Below are 22984 nucleotides of genomic sequence, written 5' to 3'. Positions count from 1 at the left end.
CCACATGCAGCTTGGATGTTTTTTGACCAAGGCATGTAGTGATTTAAAATTTCTAGGTTTCGGTGGATATCCAGATTCGGTGGATCCGTCATTAACTTCAACAGGTATTGATAGAAGTCCACTAAATGCGCCCTTATTTTTAGTATATATAACAAAATTATGGATACAGTTATCTTGGGTTACAGCGAAAATCCTTTTTCATTATTAGTGGGCACAATGATAAACAAAAAATATAAGGCTCTAGCTAATGTTGAGTTTGGATTTAAAACAGAAGAAAAGAGCCTTTCGTCAAATCGCCAAACATATTGCAACAAAAGTAGATCGCGATATGCTTTGGCTGGAGCCGAGATTGTATTGTAAAGTCCAGTATTTAGAGAAAACTAATTCTGGATTGTTAAGAACAGTATCGTTTAAAGGATTTTGTTTTGATAAAGAACCTGAAGAATGTATCTATTGAAATAATAGTTCATGAAAAGTCACTCATTATTTATTTATAAAATGAGTGACTTTTTTAAATTTTTTTAATATGATTTATCTATATAAAAAATATGTTTCTTTGTAAGATTTCTACTATATAAAGTACCTGTCCGAACGATTGTTATAAATTATTCAATATTATAGGTGGGGTACCATTAAAAAAACTACGAGTGCCCCAAAAAATGCCCCAGTTAAATACACTTCATATAAAAGGTATAAAAACTTCTTTTTAGCGAAACCTTCATATTATGCACATCAAAAAATTAAAAACATTAGGCTACAAACCAGGGTCATAAGGATTACTTATTGAAAAAGATAATATTAATGTAATTTACTTATGAATATAAATACGCTATTATGGGTATTGGAGAAAAGATGCTTTAAAAATTTATATAGCCTTTTCAAAAAGAAATTTAGGGGGATCCGCAAATGGCACAAGGTAATTTACACAACAGCCGCGCATCATTCGAAGTTAATGGTAAAACTTATAATTACTATGACTTAGCTGCGATTGAAAAAGCTGGCGTTGCAAAAGTTTCAAACCTTCCTTACTCAATCAAAGTATTATTAGAATCAGTTTTACGTCAATATGATGCATATGTTATCAAAGAAGAGCACGTAAACGAATTATCAAAATGGGGTAACGGTGCAGATCCAGAAGCAGAAGTACCATTCAAACCTTCACGCGTAGTATTACAAGACTTCACTGGTGTACCAGTAGTAGTTGACCTTGCTTCTCTACGTTCTGCTATGAAAGAAATGGGCGGCGACCCAAGCAAAATCAACCCTGCTATTCCAGTTGACCTTGTAATTGACCACTCAGTACAAGTTGACAAATACGGTAATGCATCTGCATTAGCAGCAAACATGGACCTAGAATTTGAACGTAACGCTGAGCGTTATAACTTCTTAAAATGGGCTCAAACTGCTTACAATAACTTCCGTGCTGTACCACCAGCAACTGGTATCGTTCACCAAGTAAACTTAGAGTATCTAGCTCCAGTTGTACACGTAAACGAAAATGCTGACGGTACATTCGAAACTTTCCCAGATTCAGTAGTAGGTACTGACTCACATACAACAATGATCAACGGTATCGGCGTTCTTGGATGGGGCGTTGGTGGTATCGAAGCTGAAGCAGGTATGCTTGGTCAACCTTCATACTTCCCAATCCCAGAAGTTATCGGTGTTAAATTAGTTGGCGATCTTCCAAACGGAACTACTGCTACTGACTTAGCATTAAAAGTAACTCAAGTATTACGTCAACGTGGCGTAGTTGGTAAATTCGTTGAGTTCTTCGGACCTGGCGTAACTAAATTACCACTAGCTGACCGTGCGACAATCTCTAACATGGCTCCTGAATATGGTGCTACATGTGGTTTCTTCGCAATTGACGAAGAATCATTAAACTACATGCGTTTAACTGGTCGTGACGAAGAGCACATCGCGGTTGTAGAATCTTACTTAAAAGCTAACCACATGTTCTTCGATCCAACTTTAGAGCCAGTTTACACTGACGTATTAGAAGTAAACTTAGCTGAAATCGAACCAAACCTTTCTGGTCCAAAACGTCCACAAGACTTAATTCCACTATCTCAAATGCGTACTCGTTACAAAGAAGCAGTAGTGGCACCACAAGGTACACAAGGTTTCGGTTTAACTGAAGATGAATTCGCAAAAACTTCTGTAGCTAAATTCGCTGAAGGTGATGTAGAAATCCCAACAGGTGCTGTAGCAATCGCTGCTATCACTTCTTGTACAAATACATCTAACCCATACGTATTAATCGCTGCGGGCTTAGTTGCGAAGAAAGCTGTAGAAAAAGGTCTAACTGTGCCTAAATGGGTAAAAACTTCTTTAGCACCAGGTTCTAAAGTAGTAACTGGTTACCTTGAAGATTCAGGTTTACAAACTTACCTTGACCAAATCGGTTTCAACACTGTAGGTTACGGTTGTACAACATGTATCGGTAACTCAGGTCCATTACTTCCTGAAATCGAAGACGCTATCAAAGAGAACGACTTATTCGTAACTTCAGTTCTTTCTGGTAACCGTAACTTTGAAGGTCGTGTACACCCACTTGTAAAAGCTAACTACTTAGCTTCACCACCACTTGTTGTTGCTTATGCACTTGCTGGTACTGTGGATGTTGACCTACAAAAAGATTCATTCGGTAAAGACAAAGATGGCAACGAAGTATTCTTCGCTGATATCTGGCCTACAACTGAAGAAGTTAACGCAGTATTAGGTACTGTAGTTAACCGTGAATTATTCCAAAAAGAATACGAAACTGTATTCACAGCGAACGAAAAATGGAATGCAATTGAAACATCAACTGAGTCTCTATACACATTTGATGACAAATCAACTTACATCCAAAACCCACCATTCTTCCAAGGTCTTGCAAAAGAGCCAGAAGCTATCAAAGGCTTAGAAGGCTTACGCATTATGGCGAAGTTCGGTGACTCAATTACAACTGACCATATTTCTCCAGCTGGTGCAATCGGTAAAGATACACCTGCAGGTAAATATTTAATCGAAAACGGTGTTGCAATTCGTGACTTCAACTCATACGGTTCTCGTCGTGGTAACCACGAAGTTATGATGCGTGGTACATTTGCAAACATCCGTATCCGTAACCAAGTTGCTCCAGGTACAGAAGGTGGTTTCACTACTTACTGGCCAACAGGTGAAGTAGAGTACATCTATGACGCATGTATGAAATACCAAGAGCAAGGTACTGGCTTAGTAGTACTTGCTGGTAACGACTACGGTATGGGTTCTTCTCGTGACTGGGCTGCTAAAGGTACTAATTTACTTGGTATCAAAACAGTTATCGCACAATCTTACGAGCGTATCCACCGTTCTAACTTAGTAATGATGGGTGTTCTTCCACTTCAATTCATGCCAGGTGAATCAGCTGATACATTAGGCTTAACTGGTAAAGAAGAAATCTCTGTTAACATTACTGACAACGTGAAACCACGTGAAATCTTAACAGTAACTGCTAAATCTGAAGACGGATCAGTTAAAACTTTCCAAGCTTTAGCTCGTTTCGACTCAGAAGTAGAAGTAGACTACTACCGTCACGGTGGTATCCTACAAATGGTTCTTCGCGCGAAAGCTGCTCAATAATCATTTAACTAAAAAACCGATCTCTTAGGAGATCGGTTTTTGTCTATACATAAAAATAATTGTCATGGGGGTTTTGATTTTGCAAAAAGATAAACTAAAAGAACGGGCTCTATCAATTGTTCCATTACCAAGTCACTATAAACTAATCATAGAAGAGTATTCTGAAGACGAAAGAGTGATGTTCTCATGGGCAACTGAACAACAAGATGAAAGTATGACTGTTGAGTTAGACTGCTCTGGAAACCTCATATACTTATCAATTGAAAAAAATGATTCTGTTTCTGAGGCAAATTCTTTATCTATTGATGAAAAAAGAAGATGTGCTGAACAATTTTTACTTAGTCATTATCCATCTGCACTGGAAGATTTAACGTTTTCAAAAGCTAAACAACTATCTAGTGCGGATCGTTTTTATTTTGAACAAATTGTCATGGATTTACCGTTAGAACATGCTGGTTGTTTTATAGATGTCGATGCTTTGGGAAATATTGTTGGATTTAGATATGACGGAGTGAAAACGAGTCCTGAAATTCCTTCAAGGCTAGTTTCAAAGAAAGCTCTAATGGAACATGTGCGGAATGAATTGGTGTTACAACTAGTAATAACAACATTATCTCGTGATGTTTATAATGTGAAGAAAGATGGACTCCATCTCGTGTATCAAGTAAATTCATTTTTACACTTTAAAGCAGATTCTTTAGAACCAAAATTAACGAGTATTCATGATGAAAATGAGCCTGAAAGTTATGCTACACTTCCTCCTTTACCAACTAACTTAATTGCCAATGAATTTACGAATGAATCAATCATCGGCATAACAGATGAACTGGAGCTTATTCGAGAAGTAGACAGAGGTCCAGAGATAGGAATCGTGTGGCGTATACGGGATTGGGAGATGAGAGAAAAAGATTTATCGTTGAACAGTTTTTTTAAAATGCAGTCAGAAGATACAGTAAAAGCTATTATTTCAAAGAAGACTGGTAAAGTTCAAAGCTTTATATGGATGTATGAACGCTCAGGGAATCTACAGCTTAGTCAAGCAGCCTGTTATCAAAAAGCATTAGATTTTTTACTGAAAATAATTCCTGATTACTATCCTTATATCCAACGATTAATTCGAGAAGATGAGGAAGAAGATAATACGTCACAAAGAGAATCGTTTATATTCCAGGCCTATAATAGCCAAGGTATACTTATTCATGATATGGTTGGCGTTGTTGTTAATCGTATGACTGGTCAGATTGATAATTATGCTGGACCAAACTTTGATTTGATTGAGCTTAGCCAAGTTCCAACAGGACCACGTATTTCTATGGAAGAAGCGTATCGTCGATTTCTAGAGAATGTCGATTTTCAATTGGTTTGGGACAAAAATTACGATGACGAAATAGAATCTTATCAACTTGTCTATCAAGCGTGTGATCGATATACTAGATCACCTATCCGGTATATTGATGCAATAACTGGCGAAATTATTGTCAGTAATATTTAACTTTTTTCAGTGAATTGAATTTGAAGCGACAGTTATAGAAGTCTCCAACCTCTATAGGTGGTGAGATGAATGAGGATAAAGTTATCAAAACATCCGTATCCAGTTGCTCTTGGTGCAGAAACCGATTTCCTGGGAAGTCGGTTTTTTCATGCACCTCTATTATGATGGATAGAACTTCAATAAAGAGGTCTTTAGTTTTAAAATCTTTACTCTTCTACAATTTCCAACTGTTTGTAATAGTTTTCTACAATAGGATAAATATCCGGGTTTGAATCATAGTAGGTATTATCAATTTCGCTTAGTGTAAAATAAAATTTTCTTTCACTATCAAAAAGAGTAATACCATATCTCCAACCAACACGTTTTTCTTGATTGTCTTGCGGAGTAAATTTTATATCTTTAATCAGAGAAATGAATTCATTGATTTGGTCTTGCTTAGTTATCGTTTTTGAAGCACCCGTTGAACCATCTTGGATGATCACTTTATCGATACTTTCAATTTTTGCATCCTTATAAAAAGCTTCTAATGATTGCGTTTTTCCATTTGTACAAGCAGACACCAAAAACAGACTTACCAATAAAATTAGAAACAAAATTTTTTTCATTAGACTGCCTCCAAAAAGTTTATTCTATTGCCAATTAGACGGGCTAAATTACAAATAGTTACAAATTGCAAGAGTGTTTATTTAATGCAGCTGGCAGCTTTTTCAAATGCCATTGCCTCGATAATGGTTGTAATATATCGTATAACACTTAGTGACGGATAGAACCTCTGAAATCGTGGATAGAAACGTCAAAATCGTGGATAGAACTTCCGGAATCGTGGATAGAATGGTCAAAATTGCGGATAGAACCTCTGGAATCGTGGATAGAAACGTCAAAATCGTGGATAGAGCCTCCGAAATCGTGGATAGGGTGGTCAAAATTGCGGATAGAACCTCAAAACAATGGATTGAAATGTCAAAGCGATAGATAGAACCTCCGAAATGATGGATAGAATCGTCAAAGTGACGGGAAGAACGGCCAAAGTGACGGAAGTTCCCGCCAAAGTGACGGAAGTTCCCGCCAAAGTGACGGAAAGAATCGCCATAGCGACGGATGGAACCATCGAAACGACGGAAAGAACGGCCAAAGCGACGGAAAGAATCTCCGACGACGTAAGGTCCCGGCGAAGTGACGGAAAGAATCGTCACTTCGCCGGATGGAACCATCGAAACGACGGAAAGAACGGTCAAAGCGACGGAAAGAATCTCCGACGACGGAAGGATCCGCCGAAGCGACGGAAAGAATCTCCGCCGACGGAAGTTGCCGCCGGAGTGACGGAAAGAATCATCAGAGCGCCGGATGGAACCATCGAAACGACGGAAAGAACGGCCAAAGCGACGGAAAGAATCTCCGACGACGGAAGGTCCCGCCAAAGTGACGGAAAGAATCGCCAGAGCGACGGATGGAACCATCGAAACGACGGAAAGAACGGTCAAAGCGACGGAAAGAATCTCCAACGACGTAAGGTCCCGGCGAAGAGACGGAAAGAATCGCCACAGCGACGGATGGAACAATCGAAACGACGGAAAGAACGGCCAAAGCGACGGAAAGAATCTCCAACGACGGAAGGTCCCGCCGAAGAGACGGAAAGAATCGCCATAGCGACGGAAGGTCCCACCGAAGTGACGAAAAGAATCATCAGAGCGACAGATAGGACATCGAAACGACGGAAAGAACAGCCAAAGCGACGGAAAGCGCCATCCTAAAAGAAGGTAACCCAGTCAAATGTGCCATTCTAGCCATCAAAATGACGAATAAGATCATCAAATCAACAGTTAGAATCGCAATTATATAAATTTATACTTTCTAAACGCTAAATTTGTTCTTCAAACTAAAGAACTGTAAACAAATGGCGATTAGCATAGAGATAACCGCAAAATAAATCAAAGTTATTGTTCCAATCTGTAAGGACAGTACAATGCCACCTAAGCTTGCACCGATTGCACTGCCTAAATAATTTACAGAACTGTTTAAGGCCACTGCGGAGCTTCCGTTGTTGGGCTGATATGATAGTAAAATATGTTGTTGAGGTGCTTGGCTTGCCCAACCCATTGCTCCCCAGACAAAGAATGGTAAGTACTTTATTATAGGTAAGTTAATCATTAATGGTATACAAATAATGGATAAAGTTAAAGTGAATAAAATGATTGTAACTAAAGTTTTTGGTTTTCCGAAGTAGTCGATTAAGTATCCAATCATTATACTTCCAAATAAGCCACCGAATCCCCATGCCCAAAGATATTTTGTTATGTTACCTGAGCCTGCCATGTCTTCTAATACGGGAGATAGATATGTATACAATCCAAGGCTAGCAACACTGGCGAAAAATGTTATACATACAGTTACAGTTACTCTTTTATCTAGAAACATCTTTAATCGTTCATTTAGTGCAGGGGGAGGGGTTGTTGGGAAATTGGGAAGTAAAATATACATACATAAAACAGAAATTACACCGATTATAACTAATAGCCAAAGTGTTAATTTCCAATCAAATAAGTTGGATATATATATACCTAAAGGAACCCCAAGTACTGTTCCCATACTCATTCCTCCAATAGTCAATCCTAGAGCTCGCCCTCTCTTTTCACTAGAAACGAACTTTGTAGAGGCTGCAACAGCTAATGGTGAAAATAAACCAGCCCCAGTCCCCGCAATTGCCCTCGAAAGTAGAAAAATAGAAAAGGTTGGCGCTAAAGCTGTGATGCCATTCGCTATTGTAAAGATAAGCATTGACCCTATTAAGATTTTTTTTATTGGTTTTCCTGCAAGTAAAGAAGAAAATAACGGCGCTGATATTGCGTAAAATAAAGTGAAAATACTTACAGCCTGGCCGACTTGTGAAGTGCTTTTGTGATACGTATCGCTAATTCCTGGGAGAAGCCCTGCGATCACATAGGCATCAAAGCCCAAGGCAAACATGCCAAAGGATAATAATAAAACATTTTTCATTTATTGAACCTCCAAAAATTTAAAGATGCTAAGTATAGACGTCCTATAACGTTATGTTATAATCGATGCACCTTCTATATTTAATAGATTACTAAAAAACCAAGAATATGGAACAATCACTATTTTATAAGGGTATAACGAATCGTTATAGGTTAAGGAGGAATACAATGAATGTAGAATGGTTACATAGTTTTATTGCCGCAGCCAATCAGAAAAGTTTTTCAAAAGCTGCTCAAATCATGAATCTTTCCCAACCTGCACTAAGTAAACATATACGAAACTTAGAGAATAATCTTGGCATCGAGCTATTTCATAGGACATCGATTGGTATCGAATTAACAGAAGCTGGCGAACGTTTTTACACTCGCATTACGCCAGTTTTGACTGAATTAACGGCCATTCGTGAAGAATTACAGCAATTTAACCACAGCAATCCAATTGCCATCGGTGGTCTGCCTAGCTTAGCCACTTACTATTTGCCAGACAAAATGAAAGAGCTTAAGCTACTAGATCGACCTATAACTTTAATGATTCAAAATACGTCAAATGAACTGTTGCAATCTTTACAAAAAGGTAGACTTGATGCTGTCTTTGTTGATGCAAAATATTCGAGAGAATCTTTGTGGAGTTGTGAATTGTTTACGGAACCTTACTATGCTGTGTTTCCGTTGAATCATCGTTTTAATGCAAGAACAGCAGTGGAGCTGGAAGAATTATGTGAGGAGCCACTTATTGTTCATCAGGCTCCTTGTGATTCAAGGAAGGAAATAGTAGAACAAATACAGTCTCTTGGCTACACACCTAATATCATAAGTGAGGTGAACTTTGGGGATTTTATCTTTGGAGCTGTAAGTACTGGAATGGGGATTACGATTGTACCAGAATTAATGGCTAAAAATATTGGTCATCTTCAGCTTTTCGCCTTACCAATTAATAATTTCGGAAGAACAAGAACCATTTCATTGGTTACAACAAACAAAGAATTTGGATCGAGGCTACATCATCTATTATCAAATTAAATGTAAAGAAGCTGTCTCAACTTAACGCTTTGAGACAGCTTCATTAAATTAATTAAACCCCATTAAATCCTTTACTTTTTTAGTATTTTCCACAGATGTCAGCATTTCCAGTAAGCTGAATGCAACGTCGAATGCTGTACCGGGATTTGAGGATGTAATAATATGTTCAGTTCGAACAATTCGCTCATCGACGATTTCTGCACCATAGGATTGTAGCTGTGCTAATCGTTTGCTTGTTGGATGATTATAAGTAGTAGCTTTTCGATTTTGTAGTACTCCGCTTTGACCTAAAATTAGGGAAGCTACACAAATCGTCGCAATCGGTTTTTTGTGTTCATCGAAATGACGAATGACCGCCTGGAACTCCTCGCTAAAGGCATCATCATAAAATCCAGCTTCTTCAAAACCTCCAGGAATCGCTAGTGCATCAAACTCCGCTAATGAAATTTCATGAAGTAACTTTTCAGGTGTTACGTTAAAATTCCATGTACATTGTAATTGCTGATGCAATCCTACTGTCACGACTTCAGTTGTGCCGTCTCCCTCCCATTTATTCCAGCCAAGTACATCTGTAAAAACACTCGCTTCAACAGCCTCGAAACCATTTGCTAATAGTAATAATATTTTTTTCATGTTGTTAATGCCTCCTTTATATGTTTCATTGTAATGAATAAGGCTATTCAATGACAGAATCTGTATAATGTTATTTAGATGAATTGCTTTATTATAAAAGGAATTTTATTAAATCTAATTAATTAAAAAAGGTGGATACATATGGATCAAATAGATACAGAAATATTACAGCAATTGCAGCGAAATGCAAAAATATCGATGAAGGAATTAGCTTCGATGGTTCATTTATCATCTCCAGCAGTAATTGAGCGTGTTAAAAAGTTAGAAGAGCAGGGGATTATTGAGGCTTATAGTGCGAAGGTAAATTTAAAAAAGTTAAATCGCGATATTCAAGCTATTATTTTATTTAAATCAATTGATTGTAAAAGTCTTTCGGATTTTTGTAATGCACATCCTGATGTCCTTGAATGCTATCGTGTAGCGGGTGAAATAAGTTATATCGTAAAAATTGCAACTAATTCAGTGGAAACATTGGAGCAGTTTATAGATGAGGCAATGCCTTATGGAACGCCATCTACAAATATTGTGCTTTCTTTAAATAAAAAAGCGGTCATTGCTCCTTTCTCTGATGAAAATTAGAATAAGTGAATTTAGAGTTTATCTAGATCTTTATTTAAAAAAATATAAAAAAAGCAAACCTCATTATCGTGAGCACCGTTTATAGGGCAGAGAGGGGGAGAGATGTTGCTTGAAACTAAAGAACTCGAAGAAATAATGCAGCAGCATACAGAAAGGCTCATCCGACTTGCCTTTTATTACGTCAAAGATTTACAAAGTGCTGAAGATATCGTGCAGGATGTATTTATCAAATTTTACGATATTCAGCAAAACTATGAGGAAAGAGGAGAATTACGGGCATATTTATCGAGGCTCGTCATTAACAAAAGTAAAGACTATTTACGTAGCTGGACATACCGTAAAATACAAGTTCAACAGAAGATCTTTGCCAAGCAGGCTATTACGAAAAGGGACATGCTAGTACAGCAGGATGAACAAACCTTAGTAGAAAACGCCATCTTAGCACTACCATTAAAACAGCGTGAGGTCCTAATTTATTTTTATTTTGAGGAAATGCCTGTTATTAAAATTGCCGAGCTTTTAAGTATTCCGGAGAGTACGGTGAAAACAAGGCTACGTCGTGGACGAGAGCTATTAAAGCCGAAGCTACAGCAAATTGAATGGGAGGTCCTGCTGCATGAGTAAAGTCGATGTGAGGGTAATAAATGATTTAACCGAAAGCAAAAAGCGTGTGATGACTAATGTTGTACAGCATTTAGAACAGCGTGAGATGAAAAAAAGATCCTGGCGTTGGCAATATAGTGTATTATCTATTTTATTTACAGTTTGTATTGGAATATTTCTGTATACCCAATTCAGCGGAAGTCAGGAGCAATCAGCTAGCATACCAACTGTATTGGATGAAAAATTTCTAAACTTCTATTTAGAAACGGATTCCCGGGTAAATGATCAGAAAAGGTCCAATGATGCAAAGAAGCAGAACTTTGAATCCTTTTTACAGGCTGAATCTTTATATGCTTACGCTCGGTCAAAGGGCATAGTACCTTCGCAAAAACAAATTGATGAACAGCTTGAATCATTGATAGAAGTAGGTATAAATCAAAACGAAGCGCAATTTGCTGAACAATTAAAAATGGTGAATCTTACAAGAGAAGAATTTATCGAACAATATTCTTATAAATTAGCTATAATCAATTCACTATTGGAGCAGGAAAAGAATCAATACAAAGATGTAAATAGGCCGATACTATATTTTCTAGTCTTGAAAGATGCTATGAACTATTTAGAGAAGCACTATAGTCAAGAGATAGTTGCCTTACGTGAAAAATTTGATATTCCAGTTGGGGAAAAAGAACTCCATTCTAAAAATGGGTTAATCGTAGCAATCAAGGAACATGAATTTTTAGTAGTTTCCTATGCAGATGAATCGGATATTGGTAAATTATCAATTGATGACATTGTACAAAAACACGGTAATGGTACGTGGTTCCCGTTAATCGATGGTCCTACGACATTATCGCTTGGAGATGATGTAGAAGTGAAATATAGTACAGATTGGGAAAAAGCCGATTCTAAAATAACCTTTGCAGATATAGATAGCATGAAAATACTCGAAGATCATAAATGAATCAAGGCTAGACATTCGAAAATTTCAAGAATGTCTAGCTTTTTTATTAGCTGTTTTATATATTTGGATTAGGGTACAATTATTGTAAGTATTTGTATGATGGTGTTTTCTTAAAAAATAGGTACTGGGGAGTGAATAAAGCATTGATAACTGTAATAATGGACAATTCGTTAGCATTTATTCTATCTTTTCCACTTATACTTATCTATTTTAAAAGTCTTTCCCAGGAAAATTCAGCTTGGCGTTGGACTTTGCCTCTTTGGTTTTTAAATCATAATATGATTAGATATTTAGTGTCTTTTGGTGATGACTTTTGGGTGGTGTTAATGTGGCAAATTCTTTTTGTTTGGCCATTATGTATAGGCATATATTATTTCTTATACAAAAAGGAAGATAAATGGGGATTTTATATAGGGTTAAAGAAAAAGAATGTCATTTTATTGGGAAGTCTACTCGTTTTATGCATTGGTTCACTTGGGATTTGTATGTATGATTCTAATAAAAAAGTGATTGCCTTTCATGAACAAGTAATGAAAGAGTTGGAAGATAGCTCTGACCGTCCGCAATATTTGATAGAAAATAGTGTTACACCATCTACTCTACTTTCTTTGTCAGATCAAATTAATGAGGTCAGAAATGGAAAGGTGCGTTCGGCAACCTTCCCTTGGAAAAGCAAGGTAATTGTTGTAATGGACAACGAACAGCAGAAGGAGTTTACGTATGTACGGTTTTATAAGGGATGGAAGCTTGATGGTATTTATCGTGAAAGTGGTTTTTGATTATTCGATTAAAAGCAAACATGAAAAGGAGAAAAACCGTGCGTATACTACAAAAAGAAAACTTATTGAAGGAAGATGACTTAAAAGAAATACTCAAAGAATTACAAAGTGGAGCTAGAACCTGGCAGCAAAAGGATCATACCGATCTCATACAATCAATGATGCTACATATCGGCTCATTAGATAGTGAACTACGAGATAACTTAATTTATGGATCGTTTTATGAATTGATCCATGAAAAAAACTTACTAGAGCATTCACTTTTAACGGAGCTTTTAGAGGAATGTTTGAATAATTTATTATGCAAGGGTATTGAAGAAAGCGAATCAGATTTAGTTTTTACCCGCACATTTACGTCGCTATTGATTGCCTTAATATTATTTAGAGATAACGCAGACGATTTTTTATCCCAACAGAAAATCGCTGATTGTAAAGATAAAGTACTAGCTTATTTAGCATCAGAAAAGGATGTAAGGGGCTACGTGCCGGTAAAAGGGTGGGCTCATAGTGTTGCCCATATGGCTGATGTAATCGATGAATTGGTGAAAAATCCGAAATTAAATAAAGCCTCTTATAGTGAAATTGTAAGCGCATTATACAACGCTATTTTGCAAGAAAATTATGCTTTCATTCACAATGAAGATGAACGGATTTTAGTACCTATGTTCACAATGCTAGAGCATGGTTTAGAGGAGCAAGAGATCACTAAAATGCTACAAGAATTACCTGCTACTTTAAAAATAAAAAAAGAACAGCTCGATGTACAGCATCACAGAATTTTAGTTTTTAACTGTAAAACCTTTGTAAAAAGCTTTTATATTAAAACAAATGGAAAGCCTAAGTTCGCAAATCTTCATAAAAGCATTGAAGCATGTCTCAATGAACTATAAGGAAATCACTACCAATATTAATACTTTGAAATTATTGACAGACAAAAATTAGTTTGTTAAGATGAGTGACAATAAAAGCATACAAATTCGTTGATGAGAAAAAGTAGTGTTTCATTTTGTTCTACAGAGAGCCGACATATTGGTGGAAGTCGGTGTGCAGGTGTTACATGAAGATCCTCTCTGAGAAGATTGGCTGAACATAGTAAGCTAATTCGGGTGTCTACCGTTAAAAAGAACACGTATGATTGTACGTTGCTGAGTGCTATTGAACATTGATTCAATAGAATTAGGGTGGTATTCGCGGTTAACCCCGTCCCTTGCTTGGGACGGGGTTTTTTGTATGCCTTTTATACAATTAGTATAGGAGGAATTTACATGCAAGCTGAAGAGAAGAAAGAAACGACTGTAGAAAGAGAAACAAGGATTCGTCGATTGTGGGAACAAGAAGGAACGTTCCAAGCGTCTGTTGCGAATCGTTCTAACAATAAGCCTTTTGTATTTTACGAAGGTCCCCCAACAGCGAATGGCTTACCACACGTAGGGCACGCATTTGGCAGAACAATTAAAGATGTCGTGGCTCGTTATAAAACGATGCAAGGTTATTTAGTTGAACGTAAAGCTGGCTGGGATACACATGGTTTGCCTGTAGAGTTAGGCGTGGAAAAAAAGCTAGGTATCTCTGGCAAGCAAGAAATTGAGAAATATGGTGTCGAACAATTTATTCAAGAGTGTAAGGGAAGTGTCTTTACCTATGAGAAGAAATGGCGCTCCTTTACAGAGCAGCTAGGCTATTGGATTGATATGGATGACCCCTATTTAACACTAAGTAACGATTATATTGAGTCCGTTTGGAATATTTTAAGTCATGTGCATAAGGAAAAGCTTTTATATAAAGGGCATCGCGTTTCACCATATTGCCCTAGCTGTCAAACATCATTAAGCTCTCATGAAGTTGCGCAGGGCTATAAAGATGTAAAGGATTTATCTGTCACGGCAATGTTTAAGCTAAAGGATAAAGATGAATATTTTCTTGGCTGGACAACGACTCCATGGACATTACCTGCCAATGTTGCCTTAGCCATGAATCCTAAGCTCATGTATGTTCGAGTGAAGCAGCACAATAAAGTCTATATCTTAGCAAAATCACTAGTGAATAAAGTTTTTGCTGATTCTGTTGAAGTGTTAAGTGAACATGAGGGGCATGAATTTGAAGGTGTATCGTACACCCCACCATTTTCTTATGTCACAGTTGATAAGGGGCATGTCGTTGTATTAGCGGATTATGTCACAGAGCATAGTGGAACTGGTATCGTCCATATCGCGCCAGCATATGGGGAGGACGATTATAAAACGGTTCAGCAAAATGGGCTATCGTTTGTCAATGTTGTTGATTTAAAGGGTTGCTATACAGAAGAGGTTCCAGAGCTTGCCGGTAAATTTGTGAAAGATTGCGACGTCGAAATCATTAAAATGCTCGCTAAAAAGGAGCTATTGTTTGATAAGGAAAAATATGAGCATAGCTATCCACATTGCTGGCGCTGTGATTCACCATTGCTTTACTACGCGACTGACAGCTGGTTTATCAATATGTCTACAATGAAAGATAAACTTTTACAAAATAATGAACAAGTTACATGGTATCCTGATCACATTAAGCACGGTAGATTTGGCAATTTCTTAGAAAATCTAGTGGACTGGAATATTAGCCGTAATCGCTATTGGGGTACACCGCTAAATGTGTGGGTTTGTCAGGATTGTGGTCATGAAGTGGCACCAAATAGTATTGCATCTTTAAAAGAACTAGCGAACGGCACTATAGAAGACATTGAGCTTCACAAGCCGTATATTGACGAGGTTGTGTGTACTTGTCCAAAGTGTAGTGGTGACATGGAACGTACACCTGAAGTGATTGATGTTTGGTTTGATAGTGGATCCATGCCATTTGCGCAGCATCATTATCCTTTCGGTGACCTTACTACTTTTAACAATCAATTTCCGGCGGATGTGGTCATCGAAGGCATCGATCAAACACGAGGCTTTTTCTATAGTTTATTAGCGGTTTCTACTTTATTCACAGGAAAGGCACCTTATAAAAATGTACTTTCTTTAGGGCATGTTTTAGATGAGCATGGACAGAAGATGTCGAAAAGTAAAGGAAATGCGTTAGAGCCAGTTGAACTGATAGAGCAGTACGGAGCGGATGCTTTACGATGGGCGTTTTTAGTCGACAGTTCTCCTTGGAATCCCAAACGTTTTTCAACAAAAATAGTGATGGATGCGAAATCAAAGCTAGTCGATACACTAGATAATACGTTCAAATTTTATCAGCTATATGCAGAAATAGATGGCTTCCAGTACGATGCTAACAAGACTGGCACTCGCACAAAACTAGATCATTGGGTATTGTCTCGATTACATCATACAATTCAGCTTGTTATAAAATCTATGGATGATTACCAGTTTACACAGGCAACACGCGAAATCGGCAAGCTTGTGGAAGAGCTAAGTAACTGGTATATCCGTCGTTCACGAGCAAGATTTTGGGCAAATGGGCTGACAGAGGATAAACGAGGTGCTTATAGTACGCTGTATGAGCTACTAACGACAATTTGTCAATTACTAGCACCATTCACTCCATTTATCGCAGAGGATTTATATCGACAATTATCAGGGAAAAGTGTTCATTTACAAAACTACCCAACATACAATGAATCGCTCGTTAATGCTAAGCTTGAAAAAGAGATGGCGAATATTTTAACAATCGTTGAGCTAGGCCGTAGCATACGTAATAGTCAAGGGATCAAGGTAAAGCAGCCGTTAAGTGAAATCATTGTCTCTGTTGACGGCGAGTTATCAGATTATCAACCATATAGCGAGCTCGTGAAAGATGAACTAAATATAAAACAATGCGTTTGGACAAATGATTTTTCAGCTTACGAAACAGTTCATTATAAGCTTAATTTTAAAACGGCAGGTGCAGCATTTGGAGCAAAAGTGAACAAAGTAAAAGATTACGTAGTGAATTTAAATGATGAGGAGAAAAATGTATTACAGCGAACAGGTTCAGTTCCGTTAACGATCGATGGAGAACAGGTAACATTATTAAAAGCACATGTGTTAACTGAATCTATCGTGAAGGAACATTACGTCTTAAGTGAAGATGCTTCTTGTCGAGTCCTTATGAATGTTCATCTGACAGCAAACTTACTTGAGGAAGGGCAAATAAGGGAATTAATTCGCACAATTCAAGATACACGCAAAAAATGGAAACTCCCTGTTGAGCAATATGTATCGATTTCGATTGCTGGAAGTGCCAAAGCAACAACTATCATCCAGCAACACGAAGCGTTACTAAAGGCCAATGTGTTGTTAAATGATATTCATTATCTGAGTGACGATCATGGCGAACGATATATAGAGACAAAAGTGTTTGATGAAAAAATTACTGTTTATTTTAAGCTGTAAAATCTTTAATGCTCAGGTAATCTGGAAGACAGAAGAGTGATCAGGTAAGCCTGGAAACTGCTCGGGTAGACAGAAAAAGTGATCAGGTAAGCCCAAAAACTGCTCTGCTAGACAGAAGAAGTGATCGGGTAAGCCCGGAAACTGCTTTGGAGTCGCCAGAAAAAAGCACAGAACGATGTAAAGAACGCTCAGGTAACTAAAAGTAAGTTAATTGTTTAAATAATGCACTTAAAACAATGTACAACATTTTTATTTGCTATTTTTAAGTTGAACTAATTTTGATATTAGTTCAGCTTTTTTGTGTTTAAGGATATAGTTCGAGTATATTTATAAAAGTTTAGTATCTGTAAATTTTTCTCTCCGTTATTTAACTAACAGAGAGGATATATCAAAGTGCAGTATTAAATTACAACACTATATTGAGTGAATATCTGAAAGAAAATGTGCAGTAGGAGAATGAAATTAATTAATCACAAACATGGACTCCAGACGCTAATCGAATGATTACAGATTATATCGAAAATGAGTACCTAGAAATGTATGAGGATTGGGACGACAGAGCTAATGAATGCGTTACAGATGAAATCTTGCAGAAAATCCAAACAATCTTAGATAAAGCTTTTGCCAGCGATTCGGTTAAACAATATTGGACTTTAGAAAAGAAAATCGTAATTTAAATACGGTACATTTTAAGCAAAACTAAATGGACAAAAAAATGTGTATTCAGTAATGAATACACATTTTAATAAAAACTTAATGATACACGTCATTTGAAAGATATTTTATGCTGTGATAGTCCACAATATTTTTATTTTTGTTAATTCGGTAGTAGTTAACGATATCTATGAGTGGAGTTAATGGTGAATAATCCAAAGAAGTGTAATGAGGAATTTTTTTATTCACTGCACCTTCTTCACCGATATACGATAGTTTGCTAGAATGCATATCGTGTATGCTATTTAACCATTCATTATCAACGAAAAGGTTTTTTACATCACTGTGATATGTACGGTTTTTGTTTGCAGTCCATTGAGTATCAGTCATTTGTGACTTAGCTACTGGTAAAGCATTAAAAGTATATACTCCGCTAATTTTTTCCTTTTTGATAGGACCATAATGAGTAAACTTTTGGTTAGAAACTACTGTTATTCCAGCACGAACGTCTAAGTAGGACTTCGCTGCCAACCATCCACCTAAAGAATGTCCTGTAAAATACCATTGGTAGTCTTTATAACCAAATTTATCATAGATATAGTTAAGGTAGAGGTGCGCTTGATGTAATTGGCCTGGAACACTACCATTCAATAATGATGATGCTGCTGTTGCATAATCTGAAACATCTTCTGAACCTGCAAAGGCAATGAATAGTTTCTTACTACCATTTGGATCGGCAATAACAACTGTCATTGCTTTAAAGCCAGTTCTATCTAAATTGTAACTAGGTGCTCCCATCTTATGATTTTGATTAGAGTTAATGTCTACCGAATCAATCACTTTAAATTTATTTGGACCATGTTCAAGATTGATTGCATGTTGGATTTCAGCATTTGTCTTATTTCCGACTTTGTAAACTTGGTCTGCTAAATCATAGTATAGTTTACTAGGGTTATCTGCATAACCTGCTTGTGCTTTACTAGCACCAATAGAAAATGTAAATAGTAGTAGGATGGCAGAAAGTAAAACTGTAAAACTAAATTTTTTTAACATGAAAAATTAATACCTCCTTTTATTAAGTATATTGGTAATTATCCTTTATTTTGGTAATTAAGTCTACGGTATTATTAATTAAACAAGTATATTTACGAAGATTTTTTTGTATCAGCAATAATAGTGAACATTTTGAGGATTAAACAAAAATAGAGCGATTAAATCGCTCTATAATCCCATTATGTATTCAAGTAATTACTTATTTCTTTCAAGTTCTTCGATACGTTTTTCTAACTTTTTAATCTTAGCATCAGCTGAGACAGCAAAGGCGAATGATAAACAAGCAAAAGAAAAGGCCATAAGTGCAAAAGAGTTCATTTAAGTACCTCCGAATAATAATAAAGGAAAATTGTTGTAATTAATTTAGGGATGAAAATGGAAAAGGTTTCAAATAGTTCATGGCGATTGAAAAGGAAAAAGCCGCAGCGTAGCCCATACTACAGTAAACTAATGAACAATAGAGGAAATTAATAAATAAGGTAATCTACTACTTATTACGAATATCAAGAATTTGTGAAGAATCATACTCGAACTACGGCGCTGGTTAGTTGAAGAAGGAAATAGTTGGATTTATATCGAAATATATTGTAATAAGCTAGATTGGAGTGCTTACAATGATTAAATTATTTGAATACAACTGGCAGGTAAGAGATGAATGGTTTGACTGGTGCAATCAACTGACAATTGAAGAGTTGTTAAAAGACCGCAGGGGTGGAGTAGGAAATATATTATATACACTTTTTCACATAATTGATGTGGAATATAGTTGGATTCGTGGTATTCAAGGCAAAGAAGATGTAGTATTTCAGTTTGCTGATTATCCTACACTTGAAAAGGTTAAATCTCTTTCAGTTAAATTACGAAATGAAATAGCTGAATTTATAAAAACAAATGTAGGAGATTTAAAAGAAAAATTAGTCAGTGTTTCTTGGGATGAAGATAAATACACTGTTGACGAAATATTACACCATATAGTTACTCACGAAATTCACCACATAGGTCAACTTTCTGTTTGGGCAAGAGAATTAGAACTAAGTCCTGTACCTGCTAACTTTATTGGAAGAGATTTAACGAGAGGGGTTAATTAATGAATATGAATGAAAAAACATATCCAAGTATAGAAGAGATTATTTCATTACCAACCTTATCAGATACAAACATAAGTGATGATGGCAAAAACGTAGCATTTGTAAAGAAGACAGCTAACTGGAAAGATAATACATATAGGAATCATGTATGGATATATGAAAAAGATAAGGGGCAGTGTTACCCATTAACAACTAGGGATATAGAGAGTACATACCCTTTATGGTCTCCAAATTCTAGAGCTATCGCATACCTTAGCCCAGTTGGTGACGGGGATAATAAGAAAAATCAGATCTTTGTTAAGTCCATAGATGGTCATAGTGGGGTTCAAATTACTAATGAGAAAGAAGGGGTCAGTAAATTCAAATGGGAGCCTACTGGCAATGGATTTTATTATGTTGCACAGTCAAAAGAATCTGAGACGATAAAGAAACGTAAGGAACTATATGGAGATTTCTATCATATAGGTAAGGAATATCAAAATAGTTGTTTATATTACATTGAAATAGAAAAAGAGATCCAAAATGATAAAGGTGAACACGGAAATAGCGTTATTTATCAACTAACGGATGGTAAGGATTTTCATATCCATGAATTTGATATTTCAAATGATGGGAAAAAGGTTGTATTTATGGCTACACCAAGTCCGAATATGGGAGATTTTATTAAAGGAAATCTATACTTACTAGATATTAAAGCTGGAGAGCTACAAAAGATAAATATAGATAAATTGTTGGGAGGGAGTGTTTGCTTCTCCCCTGAAGGTAGCAAAATATGTTACTCAGCAAGCATAAGGGAGAAGGATTATTATAAGACCCATATACAAGACAGTACGCTAGAGATTTATGATATTAATAGCGGAGAGCTATTTCAACCTTTAACAGATTTTGATAGTACGGTTATGCCATTACGGTGGACAGCTAAAGGAATTTTAATTCGATGGCAGAATAAAACTAATTATCTTATTGGGTTGCTATCTGAGAATGGCACTGTGGAAATGTTAAGCGAAAAAGTAGATAGCTTTATAATGGAGGCTTCTATAACAAGTGATGGAAATCATATATCCTATAATAAGGCGATAACAAATGAAACCTTTGAAATCTATTTAGACGATAAAAAAATAACGAATGAAAATAGCTTTTTTAAAGGAAAGCTTAAAAGTAACAGGGAAATAATCTCATGGCAAAGTAGTGATGGTCTTGAAATAGAGGGAGTTTTATCAACCCCAGTAGAGTTTGACGCAAATAAAAAATATCCCTTATTAGTAGTAATTCATGGTGGACCGGCTTGGGCATCCTTTCCAATATTTTCAGACTGTTTTAATGAGAAATATCCTATTGAACAGTTTATCGAAAAAGGCTTTATCGTTTTAGAACCAAACTACAGGGGAAGCTCTGGTTATGGCAATAAATTTCTAACAGCAAACTACAGAAAACTGGGAATTGCTGACTACGATGATGTTATATCTGGAGTGGATACACTAGTTGACAAAGGAATTGCAGATAAAGAGAGAGTAGGGGTTATGGGATGGAGCAACGGGGGATATATATCAGCTTTCTGTTCTACATTTAGTAGTAGATTTAAAGCCATTTCAGTTGGAGGTGGAATTACAAATTGGAGTAGCCATTATGTAAATACAGATATACCTTACTTTATTAAGATGTATTTAGGAAATGATCCATGGAACGATCCAGAAATCTATACTAAAACATCACCAATGACATATATTAAATCCGCCTGTACCCCGACTTTAATCCAACATGGCGAAAAGGATGCAAGAATTCCAACTCCAAATGCATATGAACTATATCAAGGATTAAGGGATATGGAAGTCGATACAGAATTAATTATTTTTAAAGGAATGGCATATAGTTCTGACCAGCCTGGAATTAATGTGGCTATTATGAAGCAAAATTTGATGTGGTTTTCACACCATATTCTTGGAGAAAGTTTGAAAGACTTTAGAATGCCAATCAAATGAACGATGGCGAGTGCCCTGTTGTCTTTTGAAGTCGTTTTTCAAAGGAACTTATTTATTAGATTCTTTACAAGAATCTGTAGATAATTGTTATGATGAGGATTAATTGATTATAGAATACTAAGAATCCTGATTTAAGTAATGATATATATTTATAAGGTTCATAAAGCTACATATTATTTTACCGCTTTGATTTACAAAGCCGATTATCTCTAAACATAGAGTAAATCGGCTTTTTCTCTAAAAATTTGCTTAGCGTACGAAATTCACGTTTGTTGCGCTACCCCTTTTTAAGCTAACGGGGCTTTACTTCAAGATTGGATTCCGTAGAGATTCCATCTTTTTCTTAGTCAACTAACGGCGTAAATACTTCAATAACCACAAAGGATATTTATGGTAAAATTTTGTTGGAAGGGGAGAATGAAGTTGAGTAAAAGGAAAAAAGTGCTATTTCGAATTTCAATAGGTTTGAACATATTTCTTATCGCAGTTGTAGCTTGGGGAATTATAAAAATGAATTTTGTTAAAGAGCAAGTTTTCGTTACGGAAGTACAGCGTAATTTAGTAGAATTGGAAGGTTTGATAGAAAATCAGATTGATGATAACTGGTCCGAACCCAATTTGGTTACAACTAAATTAGGAGATGTATTGAATGGAATTTGGCTTGGTATGACTACTGGAAAGCAATTGGGAACGCTTTCTAAAAGTGACAACGACATTCTTGAACATTTTTATTCTAAATTAAATCAATATCCTAAAGATGAATTATATAGATTTGTTGATTTAACCGAAGAGGATAAAAAGAATTTTGAAGAGTTGCGGGAAACACTCCGTGAAGTAGGATTAGGATTAAATATTACTATAAGTACAAATATGGATTCCTTTATAAATCAAGCAGAGAAATTAAACGAAAAAATTAAATACCCATTAAATTAACATTTACTTGATATTTTGTTAACGGGGTGCACTAACGGGGCGAAATTGTTCAATTAGAGCAATAGATTCTTGTGCTAAGTAGGTTAGTTGCATAAAGAATAATATATAGTTTGCTTTAATGTTAATATTAGTTTAAATAGATTTTTACATAAAAAGCCCAGTGGTGATATGTCAACCATAAAAAACATCGGAATTGGAAATTCTTAAGCTACCAAGCATCTAAAAAACTGTTTTTAAGCGTACTCAA

General features: G+C 36.2%; 19 protein-coding genes and 1 other annotated feature. Of the genes, 13 read left to right on the top strand and 6 right to left on the bottom strand.

Annotated features, from left to right (window positions below; all coding sequences use genetic code 11):
* Window positions 1-906: 906 nt before the first annotated feature.
* Together acnA and ACQKOG_RS22340 are read left to right on the top strand one after the other, a co-directional pair.
* Window positions 907-3612, top strand: a complete 2706-nt coding sequence (acnA, locus tag ACQKOG_RS22345; RefSeq protein WP_370080118.1) for an aconitate hydratase AcnA — start codon at window positions 907-909, stop codon at window positions 3610-3612.
* A gap of 79 nt (window positions 3613-3691) precedes the next feature.
* Window positions 3692-5104 (top strand): YcdB/YcdC domain-containing protein, encoded by a 1413-nt coding sequence (locus ACQKOG_RS22340; RefSeq protein ID WP_427448288.1) that lies wholly within the window; start codon window positions 3692-3694, stop codon window positions 5102-5104.
* A 206-nt stretch (window positions 5105-5310) separates the two neighbouring features.
* Here ACQKOG_RS22340 and ACQKOG_RS22335 read toward each other — a convergent pair whose 3' ends face one another.
* The 3 genes from ACQKOG_RS22335 to ACQKOG_RS22325 form a co-directional block, all read right to left on the bottom strand.
* Entirely contained in the window at window positions 5311-5709 is a 399-nt protein-coding gene (locus ACQKOG_RS22335) for a hypothetical protein (RefSeq protein WP_427448287.1), read from the bottom strand.
* Between the two features lie 102 nt (window positions 5710-5811).
* Window positions 5812-6606, bottom strand: a complete 795-nt coding sequence (locus tag ACQKOG_RS22330; protein ID WP_427448286.1) for a hypothetical protein — start codon at window positions 6604-6606, stop codon at window positions 5812-5814.
* Between the two features lie 349 nt (window positions 6607-6955).
* Window positions 6956-8098, bottom strand: a complete 1143-nt coding sequence (locus tag ACQKOG_RS22325; RefSeq protein ID WP_402872639.1) for an MFS transporter — start codon at window positions 8096-8098, stop codon at window positions 6956-6958.
* A gap of 167 nt (window positions 8099-8265) precedes the next feature.
* On the opposite strand from ACQKOG_RS22325, the gene ACQKOG_RS22320 reads away from it, so the two are divergent.
* Window positions 8266-9117, top strand: coding sequence for a LysR family transcriptional regulator (locus ACQKOG_RS22320; RefSeq protein WP_402872637.1), 852 nt, complete (start codon window positions 8266-8268; stop codon window positions 9115-9117).
* Window positions 9118-9165: 48 nt separating this feature from the next.
* Here the strand turns inward: ACQKOG_RS22320 and ACQKOG_RS22315 are convergent, their stop codons facing one another.
* Window positions 9166-9750 carry a DJ-1/PfpI family protein gene (locus ACQKOG_RS22315; RefSeq protein ID WP_402872635.1) on the bottom strand — a complete coding sequence of 195 codons (585 nt, stop codon included), beginning with the start codon at window positions 9748-9750 and terminating at the stop codon, window positions 9166-9168.
* Between the two features lie 141 nt (window positions 9751-9891).
* Between ACQKOG_RS22315 and ACQKOG_RS22310 the strand changes: the two genes are divergently transcribed.
* The 7 genes from ACQKOG_RS22310 to ACQKOG_RS22280 all read left to right on the top strand — a co-directional run bounded on the left by ACQKOG_RS22310 (window position 9892) and on the right by ACQKOG_RS22280 (window position 17707).
* On the top strand, window positions 9892-10329 hold the full coding sequence (locus tag ACQKOG_RS22310; RefSeq protein WP_402872633.1) for an Lrp/AsnC family transcriptional regulator: 438 nt from the start codon (window positions 9892-9894) through the stop codon (window positions 10327-10329).
* A gap of 105 nt (window positions 10330-10434) precedes the next feature.
* Complete coding sequence (locus tag ACQKOG_RS22305) at window positions 10435-10953, top strand: sigma-70 family RNA polymerase sigma factor (RefSeq protein ID WP_402872631.1); 519 nt, start codon at window positions 10435-10437, stop codon at window positions 10951-10953.
* Entirely contained in the window at window positions 10946-11896 is a 951-nt protein-coding gene (locus tag ACQKOG_RS22300; protein WP_427448285.1) for a DUF3221 domain-containing protein, read from the top strand. The genes ACQKOG_RS22305 and ACQKOG_RS22300 overlap by 8 nt, the downstream gene beginning before the upstream one ends.
* Window positions 11897-12027: 131 nt before the next feature.
* Window positions 12028-12675 (top strand): hypothetical protein, encoded by a 648-nt coding sequence (locus tag ACQKOG_RS22295; RefSeq protein ID WP_427448284.1) that lies wholly within the window; start codon window positions 12028-12030, stop codon window positions 12673-12675.
* Window positions 12676-12713: 38 nt separating this feature from the next.
* Entirely contained in the window at window positions 12714-13565 is an 852-nt protein-coding gene (locus tag ACQKOG_RS22290; protein ID WP_427448283.1) for a DUF2785 domain-containing protein, read from the top strand.
* Between the two features lie 81 nt (window positions 13566-13646).
* Window positions 13647-13886 (top strand) — a binding site (T-box leader).
* Between the two features lie 54 nt (window positions 13887-13940).
* Entirely contained in the window at window positions 13941-17030 is a 3090-nt protein-coding gene (gene ileS / locus ACQKOG_RS22285; RefSeq protein ID WP_427448282.1) for an isoleucine--tRNA ligase, read from the top strand.
* A gap of 536 nt (window positions 17031-17566) precedes the next feature.
* The gene (locus ACQKOG_RS22280) at window positions 17567-17707 is read left to right on the top strand and encodes a hypothetical protein (protein WP_415732830.1); all 141 of its coding nucleotides are present in this window, start codon (window positions 17567-17569) and stop codon (window positions 17705-17707) included.
* Window positions 17708-17783: 76 nt separating this feature from the next.
* Here ACQKOG_RS22280 and ACQKOG_RS22275 read toward each other — a convergent pair whose 3' ends face one another.
* Together ACQKOG_RS22275 and ACQKOG_RS22270 are read right to left on the bottom strand one after the other, a co-directional pair.
* Window positions 17784-18737: a hypothetical protein gene (locus ACQKOG_RS22275; protein WP_370083567.1), complete on the bottom strand. Its 954-nt coding sequence runs from the start codon at window positions 18735-18737 to the stop codon at window positions 17784-17786.
* A 195-nt stretch (window positions 18738-18932) separates the two neighbouring features.
* Window positions 18933-19055, bottom strand: a complete 123-nt coding sequence (locus ACQKOG_RS22270; RefSeq protein ID WP_370083565.1) for a hypothetical protein — start codon at window positions 19053-19055, stop codon at window positions 18933-18935.
* A gap of 296 nt (window positions 19056-19351) precedes the next feature.
* Here ACQKOG_RS22270 and ACQKOG_RS22265 point away from each other — a divergent pair, with 296 nt between their 5' ends.
* The 3 genes from ACQKOG_RS22265 (at window position 19352) to ACQKOG_RS22255 (ending at window position 22737) form a co-directional block, all read left to right on the top strand.
* Window positions 19352-19825, top strand: coding sequence for a DinB family protein (locus ACQKOG_RS22265; RefSeq protein ID WP_370083563.1), 474 nt, complete (start codon window positions 19352-19354; stop codon window positions 19823-19825).
* Entirely contained in the window at window positions 19825-21804 is a 1980-nt protein-coding gene (locus tag ACQKOG_RS22260; RefSeq protein ID WP_427448281.1) for a prolyl oligopeptidase family serine peptidase, read from the top strand. Before ACQKOG_RS22265 ends, ACQKOG_RS22260 begins: the two co-directional genes overlap by 1 nt.
* 423 nt (window positions 21805-22227) lie before the next feature.
* On the top strand, window positions 22228-22737 hold the full coding sequence (locus ACQKOG_RS22255; protein ID WP_370083559.1) for a hypothetical protein: 510 nt from the start codon (window positions 22228-22230) through the stop codon (window positions 22735-22737).
* Window positions 22738-22984 lie beyond the last annotated feature (247 nt).

Source organism: Lysinibacillus sp. NPDC093216 (genome assembly GCF_050280325.1).
In the GTDB taxonomy this organism is placed as follows: domain Bacteria; phylum Bacillota; class Bacilli; order Bacillales_A; family Planococcaceae; genus Lysinibacillus.
Note: the sequence above shows the minus strand (reverse complement) of the source record. Positions and strands in the feature narration are given on the sequence as shown.

Excerpts from the sequence above, each read along its gene's own strand:
- acnA (WP_370080118.1), top strand. The coding sequence starts at position 907 with ATGGCACAAGGTAATTTACACAACAGCCGCGCATCATTCGAAGTTAAT.
- ACQKOG_RS22335 (WP_427448287.1), bottom strand. The coding sequence starts at position 5,709 with ATGAAAAAAATTTTGTTTCTAATTTTATTGGTAAGTCTGTTTTTGGTG.
- ACQKOG_RS22325 (WP_402872639.1), bottom strand. The coding sequence starts at position 8,098 with ATGAAAAATGTTTTATTATTATCCTTTGGCATGTTTGCCTTGGGCTTT.
- ACQKOG_RS22320 (WP_402872637.1), top strand. The coding sequence starts at position 8,266 with ATGAATGTAGAATGGTTACATAGTTTTATTGCCGCAGCCAATCAGAAA.
- ACQKOG_RS22315 (WP_402872635.1), bottom strand. The coding sequence starts at position 9,750 with ATGAAAAAAATATTATTACTATTAGCAAATGGTTTCGAGGCTGTTGAA.
- ACQKOG_RS22310 (WP_402872633.1), top strand. The coding sequence starts at position 9,892 with ATGGATCAAATAGATACAGAAATATTACAGCAATTGCAGCGAAATGCA.
- ACQKOG_RS22300 (WP_427448285.1), top strand. The coding sequence starts at position 10,946 with ATGAGTAAAGTCGATGTGAGGGTAATAAATGATTTAACCGAAAGCAAA.
- ileS (WP_427448282.1), top strand. The coding sequence starts at position 13,941 with ATGCAAGCTGAAGAGAAGAAAGAAACGACTGTAGAAAGAGAAACAAGG.
- ACQKOG_RS22280 (WP_415732830.1), top strand. The coding sequence starts at position 17,567 with ATGTATGAGGATTGGGACGACAGAGCTAATGAATGCGTTACAGATGAA.
- ACQKOG_RS22275 (WP_370083567.1), bottom strand. The coding sequence starts at position 18,737 with ATGTTAAAAAAATTTAGTTTTACAGTTTTACTTTCTGCCATCCTACTA.
- ACQKOG_RS22270 (WP_370083565.1), bottom strand. The coding sequence starts at position 19,055 with ATGAACTCTTTTGCACTTATGGCCTTTTCTTTTGCTTGTTTATCATTC.
- ACQKOG_RS22265 (WP_370083563.1), top strand. The coding sequence starts at position 19,352 with ATGATTAAATTATTTGAATACAACTGGCAGGTAAGAGATGAATGGTTT.
- ACQKOG_RS22260 (WP_427448281.1), top strand. The coding sequence starts at position 19,825 with ATGAATATGAATGAAAAAACATATCCAAGTATAGAAGAGATTATTTCA.